23 protein-coding genes are annotated in these 21,307 nt (G+C 74.5%); 16 read left to right on the forward strand and 7 right to left on the reverse strand.

Going from position 1 to position 21,307, the window contains the following annotated elements; genetic code table 11:
• Positions 1-2: 2 nt before the first annotated feature.
• On the forward strand, positions 3-1,232 hold the full coding sequence (gene ccrA / locus AQJ30_RS25245; RefSeq protein ID WP_067238335.1) for a crotonyl-CoA carboxylase/reductase: 1,230 nt from the start codon (positions 3-5) through the stop codon (positions 1,230-1,232).
• Between the two features lie 90 nt (positions 1,233-1,322).
• Here the strand turns inward: ccrA and AQJ30_RS25250 are convergent, their stop codons facing one another.
• Positions 1,323-1,745, reverse strand: a complete 423-nt coding sequence (locus tag AQJ30_RS25250) for a MarR family winged helix-turn-helix transcriptional regulator (RefSeq protein WP_067238338.1) — start codon at positions 1,743-1,745, stop codon at positions 1,323-1,325.
• An 85-nt stretch (positions 1,746-1,830) separates the two neighbouring features.
• On the opposite strand from AQJ30_RS25250, the gene AQJ30_RS25255 reads away from it, so the two are divergent.
• Positions 1,831-2,496: an MBL fold metallo-hydrolase gene (locus AQJ30_RS25255; RefSeq protein ID WP_067238340.1), complete on the forward strand. Its 666-nt coding sequence runs from the start codon at positions 1,831-1,833 to the stop codon at positions 2,494-2,496.
• Here the strand turns inward: AQJ30_RS25255 and AQJ30_RS25260 are convergent.
• The 3 genes from AQJ30_RS25260 to AQJ30_RS25270 are packed head-to-tail and all read right to left on the reverse strand — an operon-like array spanning position 2,430 to position 5,052.
• Positions 2,430-3,317 carry an enterobactin synthetase gene (locus tag AQJ30_RS25260; RefSeq protein ID WP_245727107.1) on the reverse strand — a complete coding sequence of 296 codons (888 nt, stop codon included), beginning with the start codon at positions 3,315-3,317 and terminating at the stop codon, positions 2,430-2,432. The genes AQJ30_RS25255 and AQJ30_RS25260 overlap by 67 nt on opposite strands.
• 2 nt (positions 3,318-3,319) lie before the next feature.
• Positions 3,320-4,804: a class I adenylate-forming enzyme family protein gene (locus AQJ30_RS25265; RefSeq protein ID WP_067238343.1), complete on the reverse strand. Its 1,485-nt coding sequence runs from the start codon at positions 4,802-4,804 to the stop codon at positions 3,320-3,322.
• On the reverse strand, positions 4,804-5,052 hold the full coding sequence (locus AQJ30_RS25270) for an acyl carrier protein (protein WP_067238345.1): 249 nt from the start codon (positions 5,050-5,052) through the stop codon (positions 4,804-4,806). Before AQJ30_RS25270 ends, AQJ30_RS25265 begins: the two co-directional genes overlap by 1 nt.
• 356 nt (positions 5,053-5,408) lie before the next feature.
• On the opposite strand from AQJ30_RS25270, the gene paaA reads away from it, so the two are divergent.
• The 9 genes from paaA to kynU all read left to right on the forward strand — a co-directional run bounded on the left by paaA (position 5,409) and on the right by kynU (position 13,243).
• Positions 5,409-6,482, forward strand: a complete 1,074-nt coding sequence (paaA, locus tag AQJ30_RS25275; RefSeq protein WP_067238347.1) for a 1,2-phenylacetyl-CoA epoxidase subunit PaaA — start codon at positions 5,409-5,411, stop codon at positions 6,480-6,482.
• Positions 6,479-6,790, forward strand: coding sequence for a 1,2-phenylacetyl-CoA epoxidase subunit B (locus AQJ30_RS25280; protein WP_067238350.1), 312 nt, complete (start codon positions 6,479-6,481; stop codon positions 6,788-6,790). Before paaA ends, AQJ30_RS25280 begins: the two co-directional genes overlap by 4 nt.
• Positions 6,774-7,574, forward strand: coding sequence for a 1,2-phenylacetyl-CoA epoxidase subunit PaaC (paaC, locus tag AQJ30_RS25285; RefSeq protein ID WP_067238353.1), 801 nt, complete (start codon positions 6,774-6,776; stop codon positions 7,572-7,574). Before AQJ30_RS25280 ends, paaC begins: the two co-directional genes overlap by 17 nt.
• 41 nt (positions 7,575-7,615) lie before the next feature.
• Positions 7,616-8,131, forward strand: coding sequence for a 1,2-phenylacetyl-CoA epoxidase subunit PaaD (paaD, locus tag AQJ30_RS25290; protein WP_169808497.1), 516 nt, complete (start codon positions 7,616-7,618; stop codon positions 8,129-8,131).
• Between the two features lie 8 nt (positions 8,132-8,139).
• Positions 8,140-9,306 carry a 2Fe-2S iron-sulfur cluster-binding protein gene (locus AQJ30_RS25295; protein ID WP_067238688.1) on the forward strand — a complete coding sequence of 389 codons (1,167 nt, stop codon included), beginning with the start codon at positions 8,140-8,142 and terminating at the stop codon, positions 9,304-9,306.
• A gap of 123 nt (positions 9,307-9,429) precedes the next feature.
• Positions 9,430-10,206 carry a glucose 1-dehydrogenase gene (locus AQJ30_RS25300; protein WP_067238355.1) on the forward strand — a complete coding sequence of 259 codons (777 nt, stop codon included), beginning with the start codon at positions 9,430-9,432 and terminating at the stop codon, positions 10,204-10,206.
• An 85-nt stretch (positions 10,207-10,291) separates the two neighbouring features.
• Positions 10,292-11,140 carry a tryptophan 2,3-dioxygenase gene (locus AQJ30_RS25305; RefSeq protein ID WP_067238358.1) on the forward strand — a complete coding sequence of 283 codons (849 nt, stop codon included), beginning with the start codon at positions 10,292-10,294 and terminating at the stop codon, positions 11,138-11,140.
• The gene (locus AQJ30_RS25310; RefSeq protein WP_067238368.1) at positions 11,130-11,978 is read left to right on the forward strand and encodes an alpha/beta hydrolase family protein; all 849 of its coding nucleotides are present in this window, start codon (positions 11,130-11,132) and stop codon (positions 11,976-11,978) included. Before AQJ30_RS25305 ends, AQJ30_RS25310 begins: the two co-directional genes overlap by 11 nt.
• Positions 11,975-13,243, forward strand: a complete 1,269-nt coding sequence (gene kynU / locus AQJ30_RS25315; RefSeq protein WP_067238371.1) for a kynureninase — start codon at positions 11,975-11,977, stop codon at positions 13,241-13,243. Before AQJ30_RS25310 ends, kynU begins: the two co-directional genes overlap by 4 nt.
• Before the next feature lie 56 nt (positions 13,244-13,299).
• Here the strand turns inward: kynU and AQJ30_RS25320 are convergent, their stop codons facing one another.
• Positions 13,300-13,980, reverse strand: coding sequence for a TetR/AcrR family transcriptional regulator (locus AQJ30_RS25320; RefSeq protein WP_067238373.1), 681 nt, complete (start codon positions 13,978-13,980; stop codon positions 13,300-13,302).
• A 114-nt stretch (positions 13,981-14,094) separates the two neighbouring features.
• Here AQJ30_RS25320 and AQJ30_RS25325 point away from each other — a divergent pair, with 114 nt between their 5' ends.
• Positions 14,095-14,817, forward strand: a complete 723-nt coding sequence (locus AQJ30_RS25325) for a HEAT repeat domain-containing protein (protein ID WP_067238376.1) — start codon at positions 14,095-14,097, stop codon at positions 14,815-14,817.
• 3 nt (positions 14,818-14,820) lie between these two features.
• Positions 14,821-15,825, forward strand: a complete 1,005-nt coding sequence (locus AQJ30_RS25330; RefSeq protein WP_067238378.1) for a MerR family transcriptional regulator — start codon at positions 14,821-14,823, stop codon at positions 15,823-15,825.
• Here AQJ30_RS25330 and AQJ30_RS25335 read toward each other — a convergent pair.
• Entirely contained in the window at positions 15,798-16,427 is a 630-nt protein-coding gene (locus tag AQJ30_RS25335) for a dihydrofolate reductase family protein (protein WP_067238690.1), read from the reverse strand. The genes AQJ30_RS25330 and AQJ30_RS25335 overlap by 28 nt on opposite strands.
• 345 nt (positions 16,428-16,772) lie before the next feature.
• On the opposite strand from AQJ30_RS25335, the gene AQJ30_RS25340 reads away from it, so the two are divergent.
• From AQJ30_RS25340 to AQJ30_RS25350, 3 genes are all read left to right on the forward strand, one after another.
• On the forward strand, positions 16,773-18,188 hold the full coding sequence (locus AQJ30_RS25340; protein ID WP_067238379.1) for a family 2B encapsulin nanocompartment shell protein: 1,416 nt from the start codon (positions 16,773-16,775) through the stop codon (positions 18,186-18,188).
• 106 nt (positions 18,189-18,294) lie between these two features.
• Positions 18,295-19,728 carry a family 2 encapsulin nanocompartment cargo protein terpene cyclase gene (locus tag AQJ30_RS25345; protein WP_067238381.1) on the forward strand — a complete coding sequence of 478 codons (1,434 nt, stop codon included), beginning with the start codon at positions 18,295-18,297 and terminating at the stop codon, positions 19,726-19,728.
• 43 nt (positions 19,729-19,771) lie between these two features.
• A complete protein-coding gene (locus AQJ30_RS25350; protein WP_067238693.1) occupies positions 19,772-20,674 on the forward strand; it encodes a geranyl diphosphate 2-C-methyltransferase in 903 nt (300 codons plus the stop codon).
• Positions 20,675-20,888: 214 nt separating this feature from the next.
• Here the strand turns inward: AQJ30_RS25350 and AQJ30_RS25355 are convergent, their stop codons facing one another.
• The gene (locus tag AQJ30_RS25355) at positions 20,889-21,230 is read right to left on the reverse strand and encodes a DUF5713 family protein (protein ID WP_067238383.1); all 342 of its coding nucleotides are present in this window, start codon (positions 21,228-21,230) and stop codon (positions 20,889-20,891) included.
• Between the last annotated feature and the right edge of the window lie 77 nt (positions 21,231-21,307).

The raw sequence follows: 21,307 nt of genomic DNA on the forward strand, positions 1-21,307 counted from the left end.
GCGTGACCGCGACCCAGGACCTCTACGAGCTCGGCGACGCGCCCGAGATCGGCACCGTGCCCCGCCGGATGTACGCCTCGCTCATCCGCCGCGAGCGCTACGGACAGCCCGTCGACGCCTTCCGCACCGAGGTGGTGGACGTCCCGCCCGTGGGCCGTGGACAGGTCGCGGTGAAGGTGATGGCGGCCGGCATCAACTACAACAACGTCTGGGCGGCGCTGGGCGAGCCGCTCGACGTGATCACCGCCCGGCAGAAGGCCGGTGCCACCGAGGACTTCCACATCGGCGGCTCGGACCTGTCCGGCATCGTGTGGGCGGTCGGCGAGGACGTGCGCGGCGTCGCACTCGGCGACGAGGTCGTGGTCCTGGCCAACCGCTGGGACGAGTCCGCCGAGGACATCCGCCTCGGCGCCGACCCGGCGTTCTCCTCCAGCCAGCGGGTGTGGGGCTACGAGGAGAACTACGGCTCCTTCGCGCAGTTCGCGGTCGTCGACGACTACATGCTCCACCCCAAGCCGGCCCGGCTGTCCTGGGCGGAGGCCGCCTGCTACATGGCGACCGCCGCCACCGCCTACCGCCAGCTCTTCGGCTGGCAGCCGCACACCGTGCGCCCGGGCGACCCGGTGCTGATCTGGGGCGGCGCGGGCGGGCTCGGCTGCATCGCCATCCAGCTCGTCCGCCACGTCGGGGGGATCCCGGTGGCGGTCGTCTCCAGCCCGGAGCGCGGCGAGTTCTGCCTCAAGCTCGGCGCCGAGGGCTACATCGACCGGCGCGCGTTCGACCACTGGGGACGACTGCCGGACACGTCCGACGAGGAGGCCATGGCCCGCTGGCTGAGCGGGGTGCGCGCCTTCGGCCGGCGGTTCTGGGAGGTGCTCGGCGAGCGCCGCAGCCCGCGCATCGTGCTGGAGCACTCCGGCGCCGACACCGTGCCCACGTCGATGTACCTGGTCGACAACGGCGGCATGGTCGTCCTGTGCGGCGGCACCACCGGCTACAACGGCGACGTGGACCTGCGCTTCCTGTGGATGCGGCAGAAGCGGCTCCAGGGCTCGCACGTCGCCAGCGCCCGGGAGGCGCGCGAGGTGACCCGGCTGATCGCGCAGGGCGTCATCGACCCGTGCCTGTCGCGCACCTTCGCCTTCGACGAGATCGGCCTGGCCCACCAGCTCATCCACGAGAACCGCCACCCGGCGGGCAACATGGCGGCACTGGTCAACGCGCGCGCCTGAGCCTGACACGACAAGGCGACGAAGGCGGCGAAGGCCCCGCGTCCGGCGCGTCACCGCCGCCCGGACGCGGGGCCTTCCGGTTCCCGGCCCTCAGCGCTCGTTCAGGCGGCCGGCCAGCCGGGCGATCAGCGGGACGCACCGGCGCAGCTGCTCCTGCTCCCGGGCGCTGAGGGTGTCCTCGATGGCCGCGGTGAGCCAGTCGGCCCGCCGGGTCCGCTCCCCGTCCAGACGCCGGCGCCCGGTGTCGGTGAGGTGCAGCAGCAGCTTGCGGCCGTCCGTCGGGTGCGGTTCGGCGCGCACCAGCCCCGCGCCCTGGAGCTCCTTGACGGTCTTCGCGGCCGACTGGTGCGTGACGCCGCGCAACTGGGCGAGTTCGGCGGTCGTGTACGGCCCGCCGCGGTCGAGGTGGCCCAGCACGGCCGCCTCCCCCGCGGGCATGGTGTCGACGGTGCGCGCGGCACGCACCAGGTCCCCGACGGCGCGCCGCAGGTCCTCGGCGAGGGTGTCGTCCATGGCGCTCATCCTAACGAACCCCCACAGCCGTGCTGTACAGTTTAGTTGTACAACTTGGTTGCACAGTTCACGGGAGGAGCCCGCCATGCGGCTCATCAAGTACGGACACGCCTGCGTCGGTCTCGAGAAGGACGGCCGGCGCTTGGTCCTCGACCCGGGCGGCCTGACCGACCCGCGGGTGCTCGACGGGGCGGACGCGGTCCTGGTGACCCACGAGCACGTCGACCACTTCTCCGAGGAGAACCTGCGCAGGGCGGCGGAGGCGAACCCCGCCCTGCGGATCTGGACCGACACGTCCGTGGCCGGCCGGCTCGACGGCCTGGGCGGGCGGGTCACGGCGGTCGGCCACGGCGAGGCGTTCGCGGCCGCCGGCTTCGGCGTCCAGGTGCACGGCACCTGGCACGAGGTCCTCCACCCGGACATCCCGCGCGTGGGCAACGTCGGTTTCCTCGTCGACGGCATCCTCTTCCACCCCGGCGACGCCCTGACCGTCCCGGAGACCCCCGTGGACACCCTGCTGCTGCCGGTGCACGGCCCCTGGTCCACCACCGGCCGGCTGATCGACTACGTCCGCGAGGTCGCGCCGCGCCACGCCTACGCCATCCACGACGGCGCCCTCAACGACACCGGCCTCGCCATGGTCGGCGGTCTCCTCGGCGCGGCCGGCCCGGGCACCGGCGCCCCCTACGACCGCCTCGCCGTCGGCACGGGCGTCGACCTGCCGTCGGCACCGGCCCAGCCGAGCGCGTAGCTGAACACGCCCGCGCCGACCGGCAGGACCCGCACCCGGACCCCGTACGACTGCCCGGCGCGCGCACCGGTGCACGGCAGGCCGCTCGGACCGCTGCGCGGACGGCTGCTCGCACGGAGGCCCGGACGGCTGCTCCGACCGACGCGAGGATCGATGCGCGGCCCGATGTGCAGGGCGTCGCCGCACGGTTCCGCCCGCAGGTCGCGCAGTGTGCGCATCGACGCGGTACCGGCCCGACCCTGCGCGAGGTGCAGCGCCTTCCACGCGGTCTCCTTGGCGGAGAACAGGCCCGTCAGCGACCAGGTTCCGGCGCCGGCGGCGGTGCCGAGCAGCGGCTCCTCGTCCGGCCCCAGCACCAGCCGTGCCGCGTCGCACGGCAGCGGCCGCAGCTCCAGGTCGCAGCCGAGCGGGGCGTGTCCACCCGGTGCGCGGGCCACGGCGACGGCGATCCCGGCGCTGTGCGAGAGCGACGCCGCCCGCCCGGGGGCGAACACCGGCAGCCGCCCCTCGCGGGGGATCTCACCGCAGTCCACGCCCACCGCGCGCAGGGCCCGGCGGGCGGCCTCGCGCCCGGCCAGGAACTCGCGGCGGCGGCGCGGCGGCATGGTCGCCGCCGCGGACGCCTCGGCCGGACCGGCGGGGGCGAGCCCTGGCTCGCCGACGTGGGCGAGTCCGAGGCCGATCCCCGCGGCGGCCAGGCGGGGACGGAGCCGCTCGAGCGCGGCGAGGGCCGCGGGCGCCGCGGCCGTCACCTCGTCCGCGGCGGTCCGCGCCTCCCGGTCGGCCTCGCCGGAGCCTCCGACGCGCCCCGCGCCCCCCACGGTCAGACCCGCAGCAGCTTCTTGATGATCTTCCCGGCGGGGTTGCGCGGCACCTGCTCGATGAACTCCACGCTCCGCGGGCGCTTGTACGGCGCGAGCAACCGGGCCACGTGGCCCAGCAGTTCCGTCGCGCTCGCGTCCGCGTCCGGCTCCAGGGCGACGTAGGCCAGCGGCACCTCGCCGTAGTCCTCGTCGGGCATGCCGACGACCGCCGCGTCGTGGACCGCCGGGTGGGTCATCAGGGCGCGCTCGATCTCCGAGGGGTACACGTTCTGCCCGGCGCGGATGATGACGTCCTTGGTGCGGTCGACGAGGCTGATGCGGCCCTCGTCGTCGACGAACCCCAGGTCGCCCGTCCTCGTCCAGCCGTCGAGGGTGATCTCGCGGGTGGCCCCGGGGTCGTTCCAGTAGCCCTGCATGACGCCGGGCCCGCGCACCACGATCTCGCCGATCTCGCCGCGCGGCACCTCCCGGCCCTCCCGGTCGACGGCGCGCGCCGACATGCCCGGCACCACCCGCCCGCACGGGATCCGCGCGGTGACGTCGCCCGGCGCGGGGTGCTCGTCGGGGCCGAGGGTGACGAACGGGCCGCCGACCTCGGTCATGCCGTACACCTGGCGGAAGCCGCAGCCCAGCCGCTCCACCGCCGCGGCGTACACGTCCAGGGGCATCGGCGCGGCGCCGTAGAGGACCTCCCGCAGGGAGGTGAAGTCGGTGCGCCGCGAGGACTTGGCCTGGAGCATGAACCGCAGCATCTGCGGCACCATCCACATATGGGTGGCCCGGTGGCGCTCCACCGCGGTCAGCGCCCGCTGCGGGGTGAAGCCGGGCATCAGCACGACGGTGGCGCCGGCCGCCATGTACGTGAGCGAGACGACCATGCTGCCGTGGTACAGCGGGCAGCAATTGACCATGACGATGTCGTCGGTGGGCCGGGCCATGACCAGCCAGCCCAGCGCGATCGCCCGGAACGAGGCGCTGTCGACGGTGACGCCCTTGGCCTGTCCGGTGGTCGCCGAGGTGTGCAGCACGGCGATCGGGTCCGTGTCGGCCACCACGGGCAGGTCCCGTGCGGGCGCCAGGGTGCCCAGGCTCGCGAAGGCGGGCTTGTCCAGCGCCAGCCGGACCCGCACCGACTCCGGCAGCCGGGGGTGGCGGTCCAGCAGCTCCGCCTCGCCGAGCACCGCCACCGCGCCGACGCGCTCGACGATGCCGGCGACCTCGGGCTCGGCCAGGCTGTGGTTCAGCGGCACGAACAGCGCGCCCAGGCGGGCGAGGGCGAAGTAGCTCTCCAGGACCTCGATGCGGTCCTTGGACAGCACGGCGACCCGCTCACCGCGCTCGATGCCCAGTTCCGCGAGCCCGCGGGCGAGTTCGGCGGTGCGGTCGTGGAACTCGGCCCAGGTGACGCTGCGTTGCTCGTCGACGAGGGCGGTCCGGTCGGGCCAGCACTGCCGGTTGCGCTCCAGCAGCTGGGTCAGCCACATCAGGCACCGCCGGCGGCGCCGGCGACGGAGCGCTCGGCGACGAACCGCTCGTAGTCGGCGATCGTGTGCAGCTCCTCCATGTCCTCGGCGGTGATCTCCACGCCGAGCCGCTGCTCCACGAGCAGCACCAGGCGGACCAGGTCGCCGGAGTCGATGCCGCTGGCCGCGAGGTCGACGTCGTCGCCGACCTGGTCCGCGTACTCGGCGGTGCCGGTGAGTTCGACCAGCAACTCCCTGATGGTGCTCATGGTTTCCCCTTTCGCCGCGGCACGCCGGCCGCCGTGCGGGCCTGGACTGTCACCCCCTCAAGAGGCGGCCGGGGCCGTCCGCACTCCCCCGGCCCGCCCGTGACCTTTGTCACGCGCCCGAACCGCGGGCGGCGGGGATAGCCGGGGCGTGCGCCCGGCCTCTGTACCGGAACGAAGACACCTGCTCCGCCCGGTCCGTCCCGCACCACGGGGCGCGGGCGGACCACCGACCAGGGAGTGATGCGCGTGCCCAGGCAGCCGGTACGGGTCCGGTCCACGGCAGGACGGCCCGTGCGCCCCGAGTCCCCCGTGCGCCCCGCCGACCCGGCGGCCCCCGTCCGCCCGGGCGGTGCCGGGTGACCGCGCCGACCGCCGTCACCCACGGCACCGGGCCGGCCCCGGGCGCCGCGGAGGACGAACTCCTCGCCCACTTCGACGCGTTGATCGCCGAGGGCGAGACGATCGAGCCCCGCGACTGGATGCCCGACGGCTACCGCCGCATGCTGACCCGCCAGATCGCCCAGCACGCCCACTCCGAGATCATCGGCATGCAGCCCGAGGGCGCCTGGCTGACCCGCGCCCCGTCCCTGCACCGCAAGTCGGTGCTCATCGCCAAGGTCCAGGACGAGGCCGGCCACGGCCTGTACCTGTACTCCGCCGCCGAGACGCTGGGCGTGGACCGTGCCGACCTCCTCGACGCCCTGCACCACGGCCGCCAGCGCGCCTCCGCCACCTTCAACCACCCGGCGCTGACCTGGGCGGACACCGGCGCCATCGCCTGGCTGACGGACGGCGCCGCCGTGATCAACCAGGCCCCGCTGTGCCGCACGTCGTACGGGCCGTACGCACGGGCCATGCGCCGCGTCTGCCAGGAGGAGGCCTTCCACGTGCGCCAGGGCTACGACCTGATGCGCGCCCTGTGCGAGGGCACACCCGAGCAGAAGGCGATGGCGCAGGACGCGGTGGACCGCTGGTGGCTGCCGGCCGTGGCGCTGATGTTCGGGCCGCCCGACACCGAGGCGGGCGGGTCCGACGCGCGCACCGCCGCGCTCGGCGCCGCCGTCTCGCGCCGCGCGATGGCCTGGGGCATCAAGCGGCACACCAACGACGAGCTGCGCCAGCGCTTCGTCGACAGTTGCGTCCCGCAGGCCGAGCGCCTGGGCCTGACCCTGCCCGACCCGGCGATCCGCTGGAACGAGGAGCGCGGGCACTACGACTTCACCCCGATCGACTGGGACACCTACCGCACGGCCCTGGGCGAGGAGACCCACTGGGCGCGCCGGCGCATCGACCACCGCAGGGCCGCCCACGAGGACGGCGCCTGGGTCCGGGAGGCCGCCGCCGCGTACGCGGCCCGCGAGGAGGCAGCCGGGCCACCGGCCGGTCCCGGCGCGGACGTCCCCCGGCAGACGCAGGAGGAGCGCGCATGAACCGCGACGACGAGGGCGCGCCCGCGTCCTGGGAAGTTTTCCTGCGGGCCCGCCGCGGACTCGCCCACCAGCACGTGGGCTCGGTGCGGGCCACCGGTCCCGACGCGGCGCTGGCCGTCGCCCGCGACCTGTACACGCGCCGCGGCGACCCGCTGTCGCTGTGGGTGGTGCGCTCGGACGCCGTGCACACGGCGTCCCCGGACGAACGCGACCCGTACTTCGCGGGCGCCCGGCACAAGCCGTACCGCTACCCCGAGCACTTCCCGCCGCTCACCGAGAAGGGGACCGAGGGTGACCACGACCAGTGAGACGCGGACGGACACCTCCGCCGTCCCCTCCGCCGACGCCGACCTCGCGACCTACCTGCTGCGCCTGGGCGACGACGCCCTGGTGCTCGGGCAGCGGCTGTGCGGGTGGATCACGCGGGCGCCCCTGATCGAGGAAGACCTGGCCCTGTCCAACATCGCCCTCGACCTCGTCGGCCACGCGCGGACGCTGTTCACCCTCGCCGGGCGGCTCGACGGCACCGGCCGCACCGAGGACGACTTCGCCTTCACGCGCCGCGAACGCGAGTTCACCAACGCCCTGCTGACCGAGCTGCCCAACGGCGACTTCGCGGTGACCGTCGCGCGCCAGCTCGCCCACACCCACTACGCGTCGCTGCTGTACGAGGCCCTGGCCGGCTGCCCGGACCCGGAACTCGCCGCCTTCGGCGCGCGGGCGGCCAAGGAGGTGGCCTTCCACCGGCTGCACGCCGACCGCTGGGTCCGTCAACTGGGTCTCGGCACACCGGAGAGCGCGCGCCGGATGCAGCGGGGCCTGGAGCGGGTGTGGCCCTACACGGCCGAACTCTTCGACGAGGACGACGTCGTACGACGCCTCGCCGCCACCGGCACGGTGCCCTCACCGGCGCCGCTGCGCCCCGAGTGGGAACGGCGCGTCACCGAGGTGGTCACCGGCGCGGGGCTCACCGTGCCGACGCCCTCCTGGCAGGCGCGCGGCGGCCGTTCGGGTCTGCACACCGAGGAGTTCACCGACCTGGTCGGAGAACTGCAGTCGGTGCACCGGCAGTTCCCCGGGGGGACCTGGTGAGCGCGGCGGTGGACGCGGCGGTGGACACCGACGAGAACGCCGTGAGCAGCGCCGCCCGGCACACCGCAGCGCCCCTCGGCGTCGCGGAGGTGCGCGGCCGGGTGGAGGCCCTGCCCGACCCCGAGCTGCCCGTGATCGGCCTCGGCGACCTGGGGGTGGTGGGCTCCGTCGGCCCCGGACCGGACGGGGTCGTGGAGGTGGAGATCACCCCCACTTACCTGGGCTGCCCCGCGCTGCCCGCGATCACCGCCGCCGTCCAGGAGGTGCTGGCCGCCTGTGGCCACCCCGACGGCCGGGTGCGGCAGGTGCTGTCCCCGCCCTGGACGACCGACCGCATCACCCCCGAAGGGCGGCGCACCCTCGCCGCCCACGGCATCGCCCCGCCGCTGCCCGCCACGGGCGGCGGCCCGGTCGCCGTGGAGCTGGGCGCGGTCGCCTGCCCGCACTGCGGTTCGCGCGCCACCCGGCCGCACAGCCCCTTCGGCCCGTCCCGCTGCCAGTCGGTGCTGTGGTGCACGGCGTGCCGCGAACCCTTCCCCCACCTGACCGCGCTGTGAGGCACACCGTGAACACCGCCGCCACCCCGCCGGCCATCCTGCGGCCGGACATGTCCGCCGACCGGCCCGGGCCCGGGGGCGCGCGCACCCACTGGCACCCCGTGACGGTCGCCGAGGTGTGCCCCCTCACCCCGGACGCCGTGGCCCTCACCCTGGAGGCGCCCGCCGCGCTGCTCCAGGTCTTCGCCGACCGTCCCGGTCAACACGTCGTCGTCCGCCACCGACGGCCCGACGGCGAACTGCGCCGCACCTACTCGCTGTGCCCGCCGCCGGACGACCCCACGGCCCTCCGCCTGGTGATCAAGCGCGGGTCACCGGACGGCTTCGGCGCCCTCGCCGCCCGACTGGCCCCCGGCGACCGCCTCGAACTGTCGCCCCCGACCGGCCACTTCGCGCTGCCCGACCTGCCCGGCGCCCACCACGTCCTGATCGCGGGCGGCTCCGGCATCACCCCGCTGGCCGCGCTGGCCGCCGACGCCCTGCGCCGGGACCCCGCCTGCCGGGTGTCCCTCGTCCACTCCGTGCCGACCGCCGCGCACGCCCTCCTCTCCGACGAACTCGCCGCCCTCAAGGACACGTTCCTCGACCGCTTCACCGTCCAGTACGTGCTCACCCGCGACGAGGGGGCCGCCGGGAGCGGCACGTTCCGCGGCCGCATCGACGCCGGTCTGCTGTCGCGTCTGCTGACCGTGCTCGACGCCCGGCCCTCCGGCGACACCACGTTCGCCCTATGCGGGCCCCGGGGCCTGATCGACACCGTGCGGCGGTTCCTGGACGGCTGGGGCGCGCAACCGGAGCTCGTCCGCTGGGAGTTGTTCACCTCGGACGCCGCACCCGCGGCCCCCGCACCGCCCGCCGTCACCCACGGCACCCCGCCGCCGCCCCCGGCCGCCGGGGCCGGGCACGTCACCGTCCTGCTCGACGGACACCGCCGGCACGCCACCGTCGGGCCGCAGGACACGGTGATCCTCGACGCCCTGCTGCGCGCGCACCCGGACGTGCCGTACGCCTGCCGCGAGGGCGTGTGCGGGAGCTGCCGCGCCAAGGTGCTGTCGGGACGGGTGCGGGCCGACCGGCAGCACGCCCTCGACGACCGCGACCGCGCCGCGGGCTACACGCTCGTGTGCCGGGCGCGCCCGGAGACCCCCGAGGTCGTCCTGGACTTCGACGCATGACACCCGACCGCGCGTGCCCGGCCTCCGGGACACGAGCCCACCCGACCGCGTGACCGCCGCCGAGCACGGCGCACCCTGCCCCGACCACCCCGCACCGCCCGCCCCCAGCGAAGGAGACGTACGTTGAGCAGCACCGCCCGCCTTGCAGGCAAGACCGCCCTGGTCACCGGCGGCAGCCGGGGAATCGGCCGGGCCATCAGCCGTCGCCTCGCCCGCGAGGGCGCGCTGGTGGCCGTGCACTACGGCCACGACCTGACCGCCGCCGAGCGGACCGTCAAGGAGATCGAGACCGACGGCGGCCGGGCGTTCGCCGTCCACGCCGAACTCGGCGTGCCCGGCGACGCCGACACCCTGTGGTCCGCCTTCGACCGGGCGCTCGCCGACCAGGGCGCGGACGACGGCCTGGACATCCTGGTCAACAACGCGGGCATCACCGTCCCGCGCCCCCTCGCCGACGTCACCGAGGCCGACTACGACCGGGTGTTCGCGATCAACACCAAGGCGCCGTTCTTCATCATCCAGCGCGGCCTGTCCCGGCTGCGTGACGGCGGCCGGATCGTCAACGTCTCCTCCGTGGCCACCCGGGTCGCGTTCCCGGCGATCGTGTCGTACACGATGACCAAGGCCGCCCTCGACTACCTCACCCTGACCCTCGCCCAGGAGCTGGGCCCGCGGGGCATCACCGTCAACGCGGTCGCCCCCGGCTACACCGAGACCGAGATCAACCCCACGCTGGCGGTCCCGGAGATCCGCCGCCGCTACTCCGAGGCGTCCGCCTTCAACCGGCTCGGACAGCCCACGGACATCGCCGACGTGGTCGCCTTCGTCGCGAGCGACGACGCCCGCTGGGTGACCGGCCAGTGGATCGACGCCTCCGGCGGGGCCCACCTCGGCGTCTGACCGCCCGGCCCCGCCGGCCCTCCCCCCACACCCGCCGCACCCTCACGCGGCCGTGGTCCGCACGACCGCAGCACCAGGAGATGCGATGAACGACCGCTCCACCGCGCTCGCCGACCCGATCGCGGACGACGCCCTGACCCGGCCCTTCACCGGCGCCAGCCCCTACGACAGCTACGTGCACGCCTCCGTGCTCAACTCGATGCAGCAGCCGCTCACCGACGCGCCGGACGAGATGGGCTTCCTCGTCACCACCCAGGTGATGGAACTCTGGTTCACCCTGATCGTCCACGAGTGGCGCACCGCGCGGGTGGCCTTCGCCAAGGACGACCTGCCGGCGGCCATGGACGCCCTCACCCGCAGCCGGCGCGCGCTGACCGCGCTCAACGGTTCCTGGGCACCCATCGCCGCCCTGACGCCCGCCCAGTTCAACGGCTTCCGGGCCGCGTTCGGCAAGGCGTCGGGCTTCCAGTCGGCGATGTACCGGCACCTGGAGTTCCTGCTCGGCGACAAGTCCGCCGGACTGCTGCGCTCCCACCGGGGCGACCCCGCCGTCCACGAGGCGCTCAGCGAGACCTACCGCGAACCCTCCCTGTACGACGAGGTGCTGGGCTTCCTGCACCGCCAGGGCCTGCACGTGCCGATGCGCGTACGCGAGCGGGACGTCACCCAGCCGTACGCCTCCGACCCCGGGGTGGTGGACGTGTGGCGGGAGATCTACGCCGGCCCGCAGCACCACCCGCACCTGGCGCTGGGCGAGTTGCTCACCGACATCGCCGAACTGGTCACCCGCTGGCGCTTCGAGCACGTCCTGGTGGTGCGCCGCGCCATGGGCTCGAAGCCCGGCAGCGCCGGCTCCTCGGGCCTGGCGTGGCTGGAACAGCGCGCGGCCCGCCCGGTCTTCCCCGAGCTGTGGGAGGTGCGCGGTGACGTCTAGGGTCATCTCCGCCTTCGCCGCCGAGGAGGAGCAGCGCGTCCTGAGCCTGAAGCCGGTCCTGGCACCGGTGCACGGCCGCTACGGCGACCACCCCCACCAGGTGTACGACGCCTGGCCCGCGGACGACCCGGACGCGCCGCGGGTGATCCTGCTGCACGGCGGCTACTGGCGCTACGACCGCATGCACCTGACCCCGTTCGCCGCCTACCTGGCGGAGCAGGGCTTCGACGTCCTGCTGCCCGGCTTCCGCCGCTCGGGCGGGGCGGGCGGCTACCCGGAGACCTTCGACGACGTCGCCCGCATCGTCGACACGCTGCCCGACGGGCGGCCGTACGTCCTGGCGGGGCACTGCTCGGGCGGGCACCTGGCCCTGTGGTGCGCCGCGCGCGGGCTGCTGTCGGCCGGCTCGCGCTGGCACACCCGCACCCTGCCGACGGGCGTCCTCGCCCTGGCGCCGCTCACCGACCTCGTCGCCACCCGCGACGACGACCTCAGCAACGGCGCCGCCCTGCAACTCCTCGGCGGTCCCGAGCACTTCGCGGAGCGCCTGCCTGAGGTCGACCCGCTGACCCTGCTGCGCGGCGCGGGCACGACCGGCGTGCCGACCGTCCTGCTGCACGGCGCGGTCGACGAGGAGGTCCCGCTCACCCAGTTCGCCGACTACGCGGCCGTCCACCGCGACCTGCGCACGGTCGTCCTGCCCGGCACCGGCCACTACACCCTCATCGAACCGGGCGCGCCCGGCGCGCGGGCCGTCGCCGACACCCTCCGCGAGCTGGCGGCCACTTTCCCGGAGCGCCGACCGGAACCGGCCCACGAGGAGACCGCGCACCGATGACCACCACGCCGACTGCTTCCCCTGCGACGACCGACCTGGCCGAGGTCGCCGCGCGCCTCGACGCCGAGGACCCGCTGGCGCACGCGCGCGACCGCTTCCTGCTCCCGCCGGACGTCGTCTACCTCGACGGCAACTCCCTCGGTCCGTTGCCCGCCGCCGTCCCGCCGGTCCTCACCGACGTCATGACCCGGCAGTGGGGCACCGACCTGATCGGCTCCTGGAACGACAACGGCTGGTGGGAGGCGCCGCTGCGGGTGGGCGACGCGATCGGCGCGCTCCTCGGCGCCGCGCCGGGACAGACCGTCGCGGGCGACTCCACCAGCGTGCAGCTGTACACCGCCCTGGACGCGGCCGTCGCGCTCCGGCCGGGCCGCACCCTGCTCGTCACCGACCCCGGGCACTTCCCCACCGACCGCTACGTGGCCGCCGCGGTCGCCGAGCGCCGGGGACTGGAGCTGCGACGGGTGCCGCCGGCCGAGCTGCCCGGGTTCCTGCGCGCCGAGGGCGAGCGGGTGGCCGTGGTCAGCTACTCGCCCGTCGACTTCCGCACCGGCGAGCTGTTCGACATGCGGGCCCTGACGCGGGCCGCGCACGACGCGGGCGCCCCGGCCGTGTGGGACCTGTGCCACGCGGCCGGCGCCCTGCCCGTCGAACTGGACGCCCTCGGCGTCGACTTCGCCGTGGGGTGCGGCTACAAGTTCCTCTCCGGCGGCCCCGGCGCACCCGCGTACCTATACGTGGCCCACCGCTACCACGCCGAGCTGCGCACGCCGCTGCCCGGCTGGACCGGCCACGCGGACCCCTTCGGCCTCAGCAGGGACTACGCGCCCGCGCCCGGCATCGCCCGGGCCCGCATCGGCACACCCCCGATCCTGTCCCTGCTCGCCCTCGAAGCGGCCCTGACCGCCTACGACGGCGTGGACCTCGCCGACGTCCGGGCCAAGAGCCTGTCGCTGACCGGGTTCTTCCTGCGCTGCGCCGACGAGCTGCTCGCCCCGTTCGGCTTCACCTCCGTCACCCCGGCCGACCCGGACCGCCGCGGCAGCCAGGTCTCCCTGCGCCACCCGCACGCCCACGCCCTGACGCGCGCGCTGGCGGAGCGGGGGGTGATCGCCGACATGCGCGCCCCCGACCTGCTGCGCTTCGGCGTCCACGGGCTCTACACCAGCCACGGCGACCTGCTCACGGCGGCAGGGTGCCTGCGCGACATCGTGGCCGAGGGGGCGTACGACCCGACGCCGCGGGTGACGGGGCCGGTGACCTGAGGGGACACACGGGTGAGCAGTCCCGGCGTCCGACGGAGGCCGGGAGGTCGGGCCGCTCACCGTTCCGGTCCGACCTCCATCAGACGGCGCAGCTCGGGAAGCAGCGTGTCGATGTCCTGTCCGCTGCGGAACGCGATGACGGTCGTGCCCCCGGAGCCCGACGGGGAGGGGCGCGCGGGGAAGAGGGCGAGGACCTCGCGCATGGCCTCGTCCACCTCGGCGACCGGGTCGGCCGACTCGCCGCGCAGCCAGCGCCGCAGCACGTGGTTGTGGGCGGAGACCACTGCCGCGGCCATCAGCTCGGCCCGCAGCGACGCCGATTTCGTCGGGTCGCCCATCCAGGCGGCGATGAACTCGCGGAACAGCCGCTGGTAGCGGGCCACGCTGGCGATCTCACGGTCCCGCAGGGCGGCCACCTTGCTGGTGAGCGCGTAGCGCCGCCGCGCCAGGTCCCCCTCGTCGAGGTAGTGCAGCAGCACCAGCCGTACCGCGTCGGACACGGCGACCAGGGCGGTGCTGTGGCTGGAGGTGGCCAGCCGGTGGTCGATCAGCTCCAGGAGCCGGTCGTGGTCGGGGAAGATCACGTCTTCCTTGGACCGGTAGTGCCGGAAGAACGTCGTCCGTCCGGCCCCTGCCCGCTCGGCGATGTCGTCGACGGTCGTCTGCTCGTAACCGCGTTCGTCGAAGAGGGCGAACGCGGCGTCGGCCAGGCGGACCCGTGCAGGTGGCTTGCTCATGGACGGTTATCTTTCCCCCTCGTCCCGCGCGTGTGCCACTCGCCCCTCCCCGGCGCCGGGCTTGACCTTGACACGGTGACAAGGCCTTCACTGCTGGCCGAGGAGGTGGTCCCCATGACGGTCACGGGGCAGGACACGGACGCGCGGCGAGCACACCGGGCGCTGGACGACGGCCGCTCGGCGGTGCGGCTGCGGGCGGCTCTCGCGGTCGGTACGGCACCGGACCCGCGGTACGTCGCCGCGCTGGTCGAGCGGTGCGCGGTCGAGCCCGAGTTCTTCGTCCGCGACATGCTGACCTGGGCGCTCACCCGGCACCCCGTGTCGGTGACGCTCCCCGCGCTGCTCCGCGAGGTCCGCTCGGAGCGGGCGCAGGCGCGCAGTCAGGCCCTGCACACGCTGTCCAAGATCGGGGACCGGCGGGCGTGGCCGGCGATCACGCCGCGGCTCCTGGCCGACCCGGACGACGAGGTGGCGCGCAGCGCCTGGCGGGCCGCGGTCCTGCTGGTGCCGGAGGGCGAGGAGGCGGCGCTGGCGACGACCTTGGCAGCTCGGCTCGGGCGTGGTGGACGCGAGACGCGGCTCAGCCTCAGCCGCGCGCTGGTCACCCTGGGCGAGGCGGCGGAACCGGCGCTGCGGGACGCCGCGACGGCGCCCGATCCGGGGGTGCGCGCCCACGCACTCGCCACGCACCGACTGCTGCACGACCCGGAGGCCGGCTTCGAGTCCGCCGTCGAGGAGGCGAAGCGGGTGGTGGCACTGGGCGGCGGAGCGGGACGGGCGGCCGGGAGCGGGTCGGGGCGGCTGCCCGGCGACGCGTCGCAGCACGGGGGACAATGAGGCGTGTTGATCGGTGAGGTGGCGCGGCGGTCCGGGGTCAGCGCGCGGATGCTCCGGCACTACGAGTCGCTCGGCCTGGTGCGGCCCTCGGCGCGGAGCGGCTCCGGCTACCGGGAGTACTCCGGGGAGGACATCCGGCGGATCTTCCACGTCGAGAGCCTGCGGTCGCTGGGGCTGTCGCTGCGGGAGATCGGGCGGGCGCTGGACGACCCCGGGTTCACGCCCGCGGCGCTCGTCGGCGACCTGGTCCAGCGGACGCGCGAACGCATCGCCGCGGAGACCGAGTTGCTCACGCGGCTGCGCCGTATCGACGCCGCGGACCCGTCCGGGTGGGAGGACGTCCTCCAGGTCGTCGCGCTGCTGCACGGACTGGAGTCGACGAGCCCCGCCGCCCGCCAGCGCGCGGCCCTCTCCTCGGCCGACGAGGTGCCGGCGGAGGCCCTGGCCGAGGCGGCGCTGAGCGAGACGGACCCGAACGTCGCCGGTGCCCTGCGCTGGGCGCTGGCCCGGGCGGGCGGCGCGGGCCCGGCCCTGCTGGCGCGGGGCCTCGGCTCCCCCGTGGCCGCCGTACGCGAGCGTGCCGTCCGGTGCCTGGTCGAGCTGCCCGGCGCCGAGGCCGGGGCGCGCCTGCGGGACGCCCTCGCGCACGCCGACCCGGTGGTCCGCGGGTACGCGGCCCTGGCACTGGGGAGCAGGGGCGCGGCCGAGGCGGTGCCGACCCTCCTGGAGATGGTCGTGGAGGGCAGGAACGACACGGACGCGGCCGACGCCCTGAGCGTGCTGTCGGGCGACCCCGCGACGGCGGACCGGATCGCGCACGGCATCGTCGAACGGCTCGCCGACGCCACCACGACGGCTCCCGCCCGCGGACGGCTCACCCAGGCCCTCGCCGACATCCCGGGCCCGGGGGCGTCGGCCGCCCTGGCACGGCTGTCCGGGGACGCGGACCGGGCGGTGGCGCTGACGGCGACGTACCTGCTTCAGCTGCGCGAGGACCCCACGCGGTAGGTGAGGTGGGTGACCGACGTCGCCGCGCGCGAGGCCACCTGCTCCAGGTCGAGCGGGGGCACCCCGTCGAACAGCCGGGGGCCCGCGCCGAGCGTGAAGGGCACGACGTGCAGCCGCAGCTCGTCGACGAGTCCCGCGGCGAGGTACTGGTTCACGGTGGTCGCGCCGCCCTGGACGGAGACCGTGCCGTCCCCGGCGGCCTCGCGGGCCCGGGCCAGCGCGGACCCGATGCCGTCGGTGACGAAGTGGAACGTGGTGCCGCCGTCCATCGGGAGCGACGCGCGCGGGTGGTGGGTGAGCACGAACACCTGCGTGTGGAAGGGCGGGTCCTCACCCCACCAGCCGCGCCACTCGCGGTCCCAGGCGCCCCGTACGGGCCCGAACATGTTGCGGCCCATGATGTACGCCGCGGCCTCCGTCGACCGCTCGATCTCGGCCCGGTTCTCCTCCCGGCGCTCGAACATCCAGCCGTGCAGCCTGCCGCCCCAGCCGTCGCCGCCGTCGTCCCCGAACGGACGCTCCTCGCTCTGGTGCGGCCCGGCCGCGTACCCGTCGAGGGAGACCGACAGGTCGCAGGTCACCTTCCCGGCCCGTGTCGTCATGCCCCAGCCCTCCTCGTGGCGGCCCGTGCCGCCGTAGCCCACGGGACCTCGTGATCGGCCCGTACGAGGTGGACCGGCCCCACGCCGGGAACTCATCGCCCGGCCACGAGTCGGCCCGATGGCCTGATGTCGTCCTCCGGGCACATAAACCGCATTGAACTGATTGTCACTGCTTCGAGGTAAGTGCCTCGTCTCCCCGGCGGATCCGGGCGGCCCAGGGGCTAGCTTTCCGGCAGGCGGGCGGATCCCGGTGATCCTCCCCCTGCACCGCCCACCCTCCCTGGCTCCCGTCCGGTGCGCCCGTGCGCGCCGGACACCCCGCCGTGCAAGGAGACCCTTCCCGCGATGACCGTCGACAGCGTCCCGGAGGCGCGGACCACACCCGACGCCCCCCGGCAGTCCCTCAGCACCGCCGCCGCCCGCACCCTCGCCCACACGACCAAGTCCGCCCCGCAGATGCAGGAGATCACCTCCCGCTGGCTGCTGCGGATGCTGCCCTGGGTGGAGGCCGAGGGCGGTGCCTACCGGGTCAACCGGCGCCTGCGCCACACCGTCGGCGACGGCCGCATCGAGTTCGTGCAGGAGGGCGCCACGGTCCGGGTGATCCCCCGGGAGCTCGGCGAACTCGCCCTGCTGCGCGGCTTCGAGGACACCGACGTCCTCTCCGCCCTCGCGGACCGCTGCGTCCAGCGCGACGTCGCGGCCGGCGAGGTCGTCGTCGAACGCGGTAGCCCCGCGGACCGGATCCACCTCATCGCCCACGGCCGGCTCAGCCGGACCGCCGAGGGCAAGTACGGCGGGGAGATCGTCCTCGCGGTCCTCGCGGACGGCGACCACTTCGGTGAGGACGCCCTGCTGGACCCGGACGCCCGCCACGACTCCACGGTCACCGCCGAGACCTCCGGCACGCTGCTCACGCTCACCCGCGCCGACTTCGCCGCCGTCCAGGACTCCGCGCCCGGCCTCCGGGCCCACCTCGACGCCTTCCGCTCCCACGCCCGGCAGCGGCAGAACAAGCACGGCGAGGCCGAGATCGCCCTGTCCGCCGGGCACGTCGGCGAGGCCGAACTGCCGCGCACCTTCGTCGACTACGAGCTCAACCCGCGCGAGTACGAGCTCTCCGTCGCACAGACCGTCCTCAGGGTCCACACCCGGGTCGCCGACCTCTACAACGGCCCGATGAACCAGACCGAGGAACAACTGCGGCTCACGATCGAGGCGTTGCGTGAACGCCAGGAGCACGAGCTGATCAACAACCGCGAGTTCGGACTGCTGCACAACGCCGACTTCAAGCAGCGCATCCAGCCCCACGCGGGCCCGCCCACGCCGGACGACATGGACGAGCTGCTCTGCCGCCGGCGCGGCACCAAGCTGTTCCTCGCCCACCCCCGGACCATCGCCGCCATCGGGCGGGGCTTCAGCGCCCACGGCCTGTACCCCGACCACGTCGACCTCGGCGGACAGTCCGTGCCCGCCTGGCGCGGGGTGCCCATCCTGCCCTGCAACAAGATCCCGATCAGCAAGGAGCAGACCAGCTCCGTCATCGCGATGCGCCTCGGCGAGGACAACCAGGGTGTCATCGGGCTGCGCCGGACCGGATTGCCCGACGAGTACGAACCCGGCCTGTCCGTGCGGTTCATGGGCATCAACGACCAGGCCGTCATCTCCTACCTCGTCAGCACCTACTACTCCGCCGCGGTGCTCGTGCCCGACGCGCTCGGTGTGCTGGAGAACGTGCAGATCGCCCCCAGGCCGCGCTGACGCCCCGGACCGCCCGACCAGCCCGCGCCTGCCCGCCGTCGTCCGCCGTCGTGGCCGTCGTCGCCCAGGCCGGAGCGCCCGACGCCACCGCACCAAGGAGCCGCCGATGCCCGACTCCGGGTCCCTCGGACCACCGACCTCCCTCCCCGAACAGCCGCCGGCGCCGCCCGCCACCACGCCGGACGCGCCCGCGGCGACGGCCCCGGACCGTCCCGTCACCTCGTCCGCCGCGCACTTCCTGGCCGGGCTGCACCCCCCGGTCACGACGCCGTCGTCGTCGCCCTCGCCGCCCTCACCGTCGACGCCACCTGCGGCCTGGACACCGCCGTCACCACCGTCACCGCCCTCGCCGTCGCTGCCACCCGCATCCGACGTCCTCGTGCGGAACGCACCCGACCTCGCCGCCGTACCCGGCACGTCGGACGTGAGCGCGTCCGACTCCGTCGTCCGGCGCCTGCTCGGCGGGCCGACCGGCCTGGGCACCACGGCGCTCTCGCTGGCCCGCAAGCAGGCTGCCGTACCGCCCGACGGCGCGCCCGCGCCCTCCGGACCGAGCGCCGAGGGTCCGGTCGTACCCGGCCTCTACCACCACCCGATCCTGGAGCCCGACCCGGTGCGGGTGGCGGAGGTGAGCCGGCGGATCAAGCAGTGGGCCGAGGACGAGGTCCAGCTGTACCCGCAGGAGTGGGAGGGCCAGTTCGACGGCTTCTCCGTGGGCCGCTACATGGTGGCCTGCCACCCGGACGCCCCGACGGTCGACCACCTGATGCTCGCCACCCGGCTGATGGTCGCGGAGAACGCGGTGGACGACTGCTACTGCGAGGACCACGGCGGGTCGCCCGTCGGTCTCGGCGGCCGCCTCCTGCTCGCGCACACCGCGCTCGACCACCTCCACACCACCGCGGAGTACGCGCCCCAGTGGCAGGAGTCGCTCGGGTCGGACGCCCCGCGCCGGGCGTACCGCAGCGCGATGGACCACTTCGTGCGCGCGGCCACCCCTTCCCAGGCCGACCGGTTCCGGCACGACATGGCGCGACTGCACCTGGGGTACCTCGCCGAGGCGGCCTGGGCGGAGACCGGTCACGTGCCGGAGGTGTGGGAGTACCTGGCGATGCGCCAGTTCAACAACTTCCGCCCCTGCCCCACGATCACGGACACCGTCGGCGGCTACGAACTGCCCGCCGACCTGCACGCCCGGCCGGACATGCAGCGGGTCATCGCCCTCGCCGGCAACGCGACCACCATCGTCAACGACCTCTACTCGTACACCAAGGAACTGAACAGCCCGGGGCGGCACCTGAACCTGCCGGTGGTGATCGCGGAACGCGAGCACCTCTCCGACCGCGACGCCTACCTCAAGGCGGTCGAGGTCCACAACGAGCTCATGCACGCCTTCGAGGCCGCCGCGGCCCAGCTCGCGGCGGACTGCCCCGTGCCGGCCGTGCTGCGTTTCCTCCGCGGCGTGGCCGCCTGGGTCGACGGCAACCACGACTGGCACCGCACCAACACCTACCGCTACAGCCTGCCCGACTTCTGGTAAGGAACGGAACACCTCTGTGACCACTGACACGACCTCCAAGGCCATGGCCGCCGCCTCCGCTTCCGCCCCGGGACCCGAGGGTGCGTCCTCGTCCGCCCGGGCGCGGATCCCGGCCCCGGCGACGCCGTACCAGGAGGACATCGCCCGCTACTGGAACAACGAGGCGCGGCCGGTCAACCTCCGCCTCGGGGACGTGGACGGGCTCTACCACCACCACTACGGCATCGGGGCCGTGGACCACGCCGCGCTCGGCGACCCGGCGGACGGCGCGTACGAGGCGAGGCTCATCGCGGAGCTGCACCGACTGGAGTCGGCGCAGGCCGAGTTCCTCCTCGACCACCTCGGGCCGGTCGGGCCGGGCGACACGCTCGTCGACGCCGGCTGCGGGCGCGGCGGGTCCATGGTCATGGCCCACCAGCGCTTCGGCTGCAAGGTCGAGGGCGTCACCCTGTCCGCCGCGCAGGCGGAGTTCGGCAACCGGCGCGCGCGGGAGCTGGGCATCGACGACCACGTCCGCTCCCGGGTGTGCAACATGCTCGACACGCCCTTCGAGAAGGGCACCGTCGCCGCTTCGTGGAACAACGAGTCGAGCATGTACGTCGACCTGCACGACCTGTTCGCCGAGCACTCCCGGTTCCTGCGGGTGGGCGGCCGGTACGTGACCGTCACCGGCTGCTGGAACCCGCGGTACGGCCAGCCGTCGAAGTGGGTGTCGCAGATCAACGCGCACTTCGAGTGCAACATCCACTCCCGCCGGGAGTACCTGCGCGCGATGGCCGACAACCGGCTCGTGCCGCAGACCGTCGTGGACCTCACCCCCGACACGCTCCCCTACTGGGAGCTGCGCGCCACGTCGTCCCTGGTCACGGGCATCGAGGAAGCATTCATCGAGTCCTACCGGGACGGCTCCTTCCAGTACGTGCTGATCGCGGCCGACCGGGTGTAGGGGCGCGCCTGTAGGGGCCGGGGGTCGGAGATCGGTGGCCGGGGCCGGGAACGTATCGCCGTCTCCGGCCCCGGCCCCGGCCACCGGTCGCGTCCCGGCCCCCGGTTCGCGTCAGGGGTTGATCAGGGATCGCTCCGGGCCGGACCCGGATGTCCGGTGACCCGCCGGAAGGGATCGAGCAGAGCCAGTTGATAGAGCCGCGTGGCGAACCTGCTCACCACTCCCGCGTAGCGATCAGCTCCTCCACGTCCGCGTCCGGGAACCCGTAGGCCGAGGCGACGAACCAGAAGTCCTCGGCGATCTCCTCGCGGGCCACCGTCTCGATCTGGCTGCCCGCCGCCTCGAAGTCGTCCTCCAGGGAGTTGAACTCCTCGGTGGCCGCGTGGGTCAGGGCGTACAGGGCCGCCAGGTCCGACGGCTGCTCCGTCTCGATGCGCTCGCACAGCCGCAGGAGGATCGCCCGGCCCCGGTCCACGACGTGGTCGGGGTAGTACGCGTCCGCGTAGAGCTGCCGCAGAAACGTACGCCCCGCCACCTGCTGGTTGGTGATCGCCATGACCCGCCCCGCCTCCGTCACTCTGGAAGGAACAACGGACCGATCATGCATGCCACCACTGACAACGCGTCCCCGTG

This window comes from Streptomyces longwoodensis (assembly GCF_001514125.1).
Classification (GTDB): domain Bacteria; phylum Actinomycetota; class Actinomycetes; order Streptomycetales; family Streptomycetaceae; genus Streptomyces; species Streptomyces longwoodensis.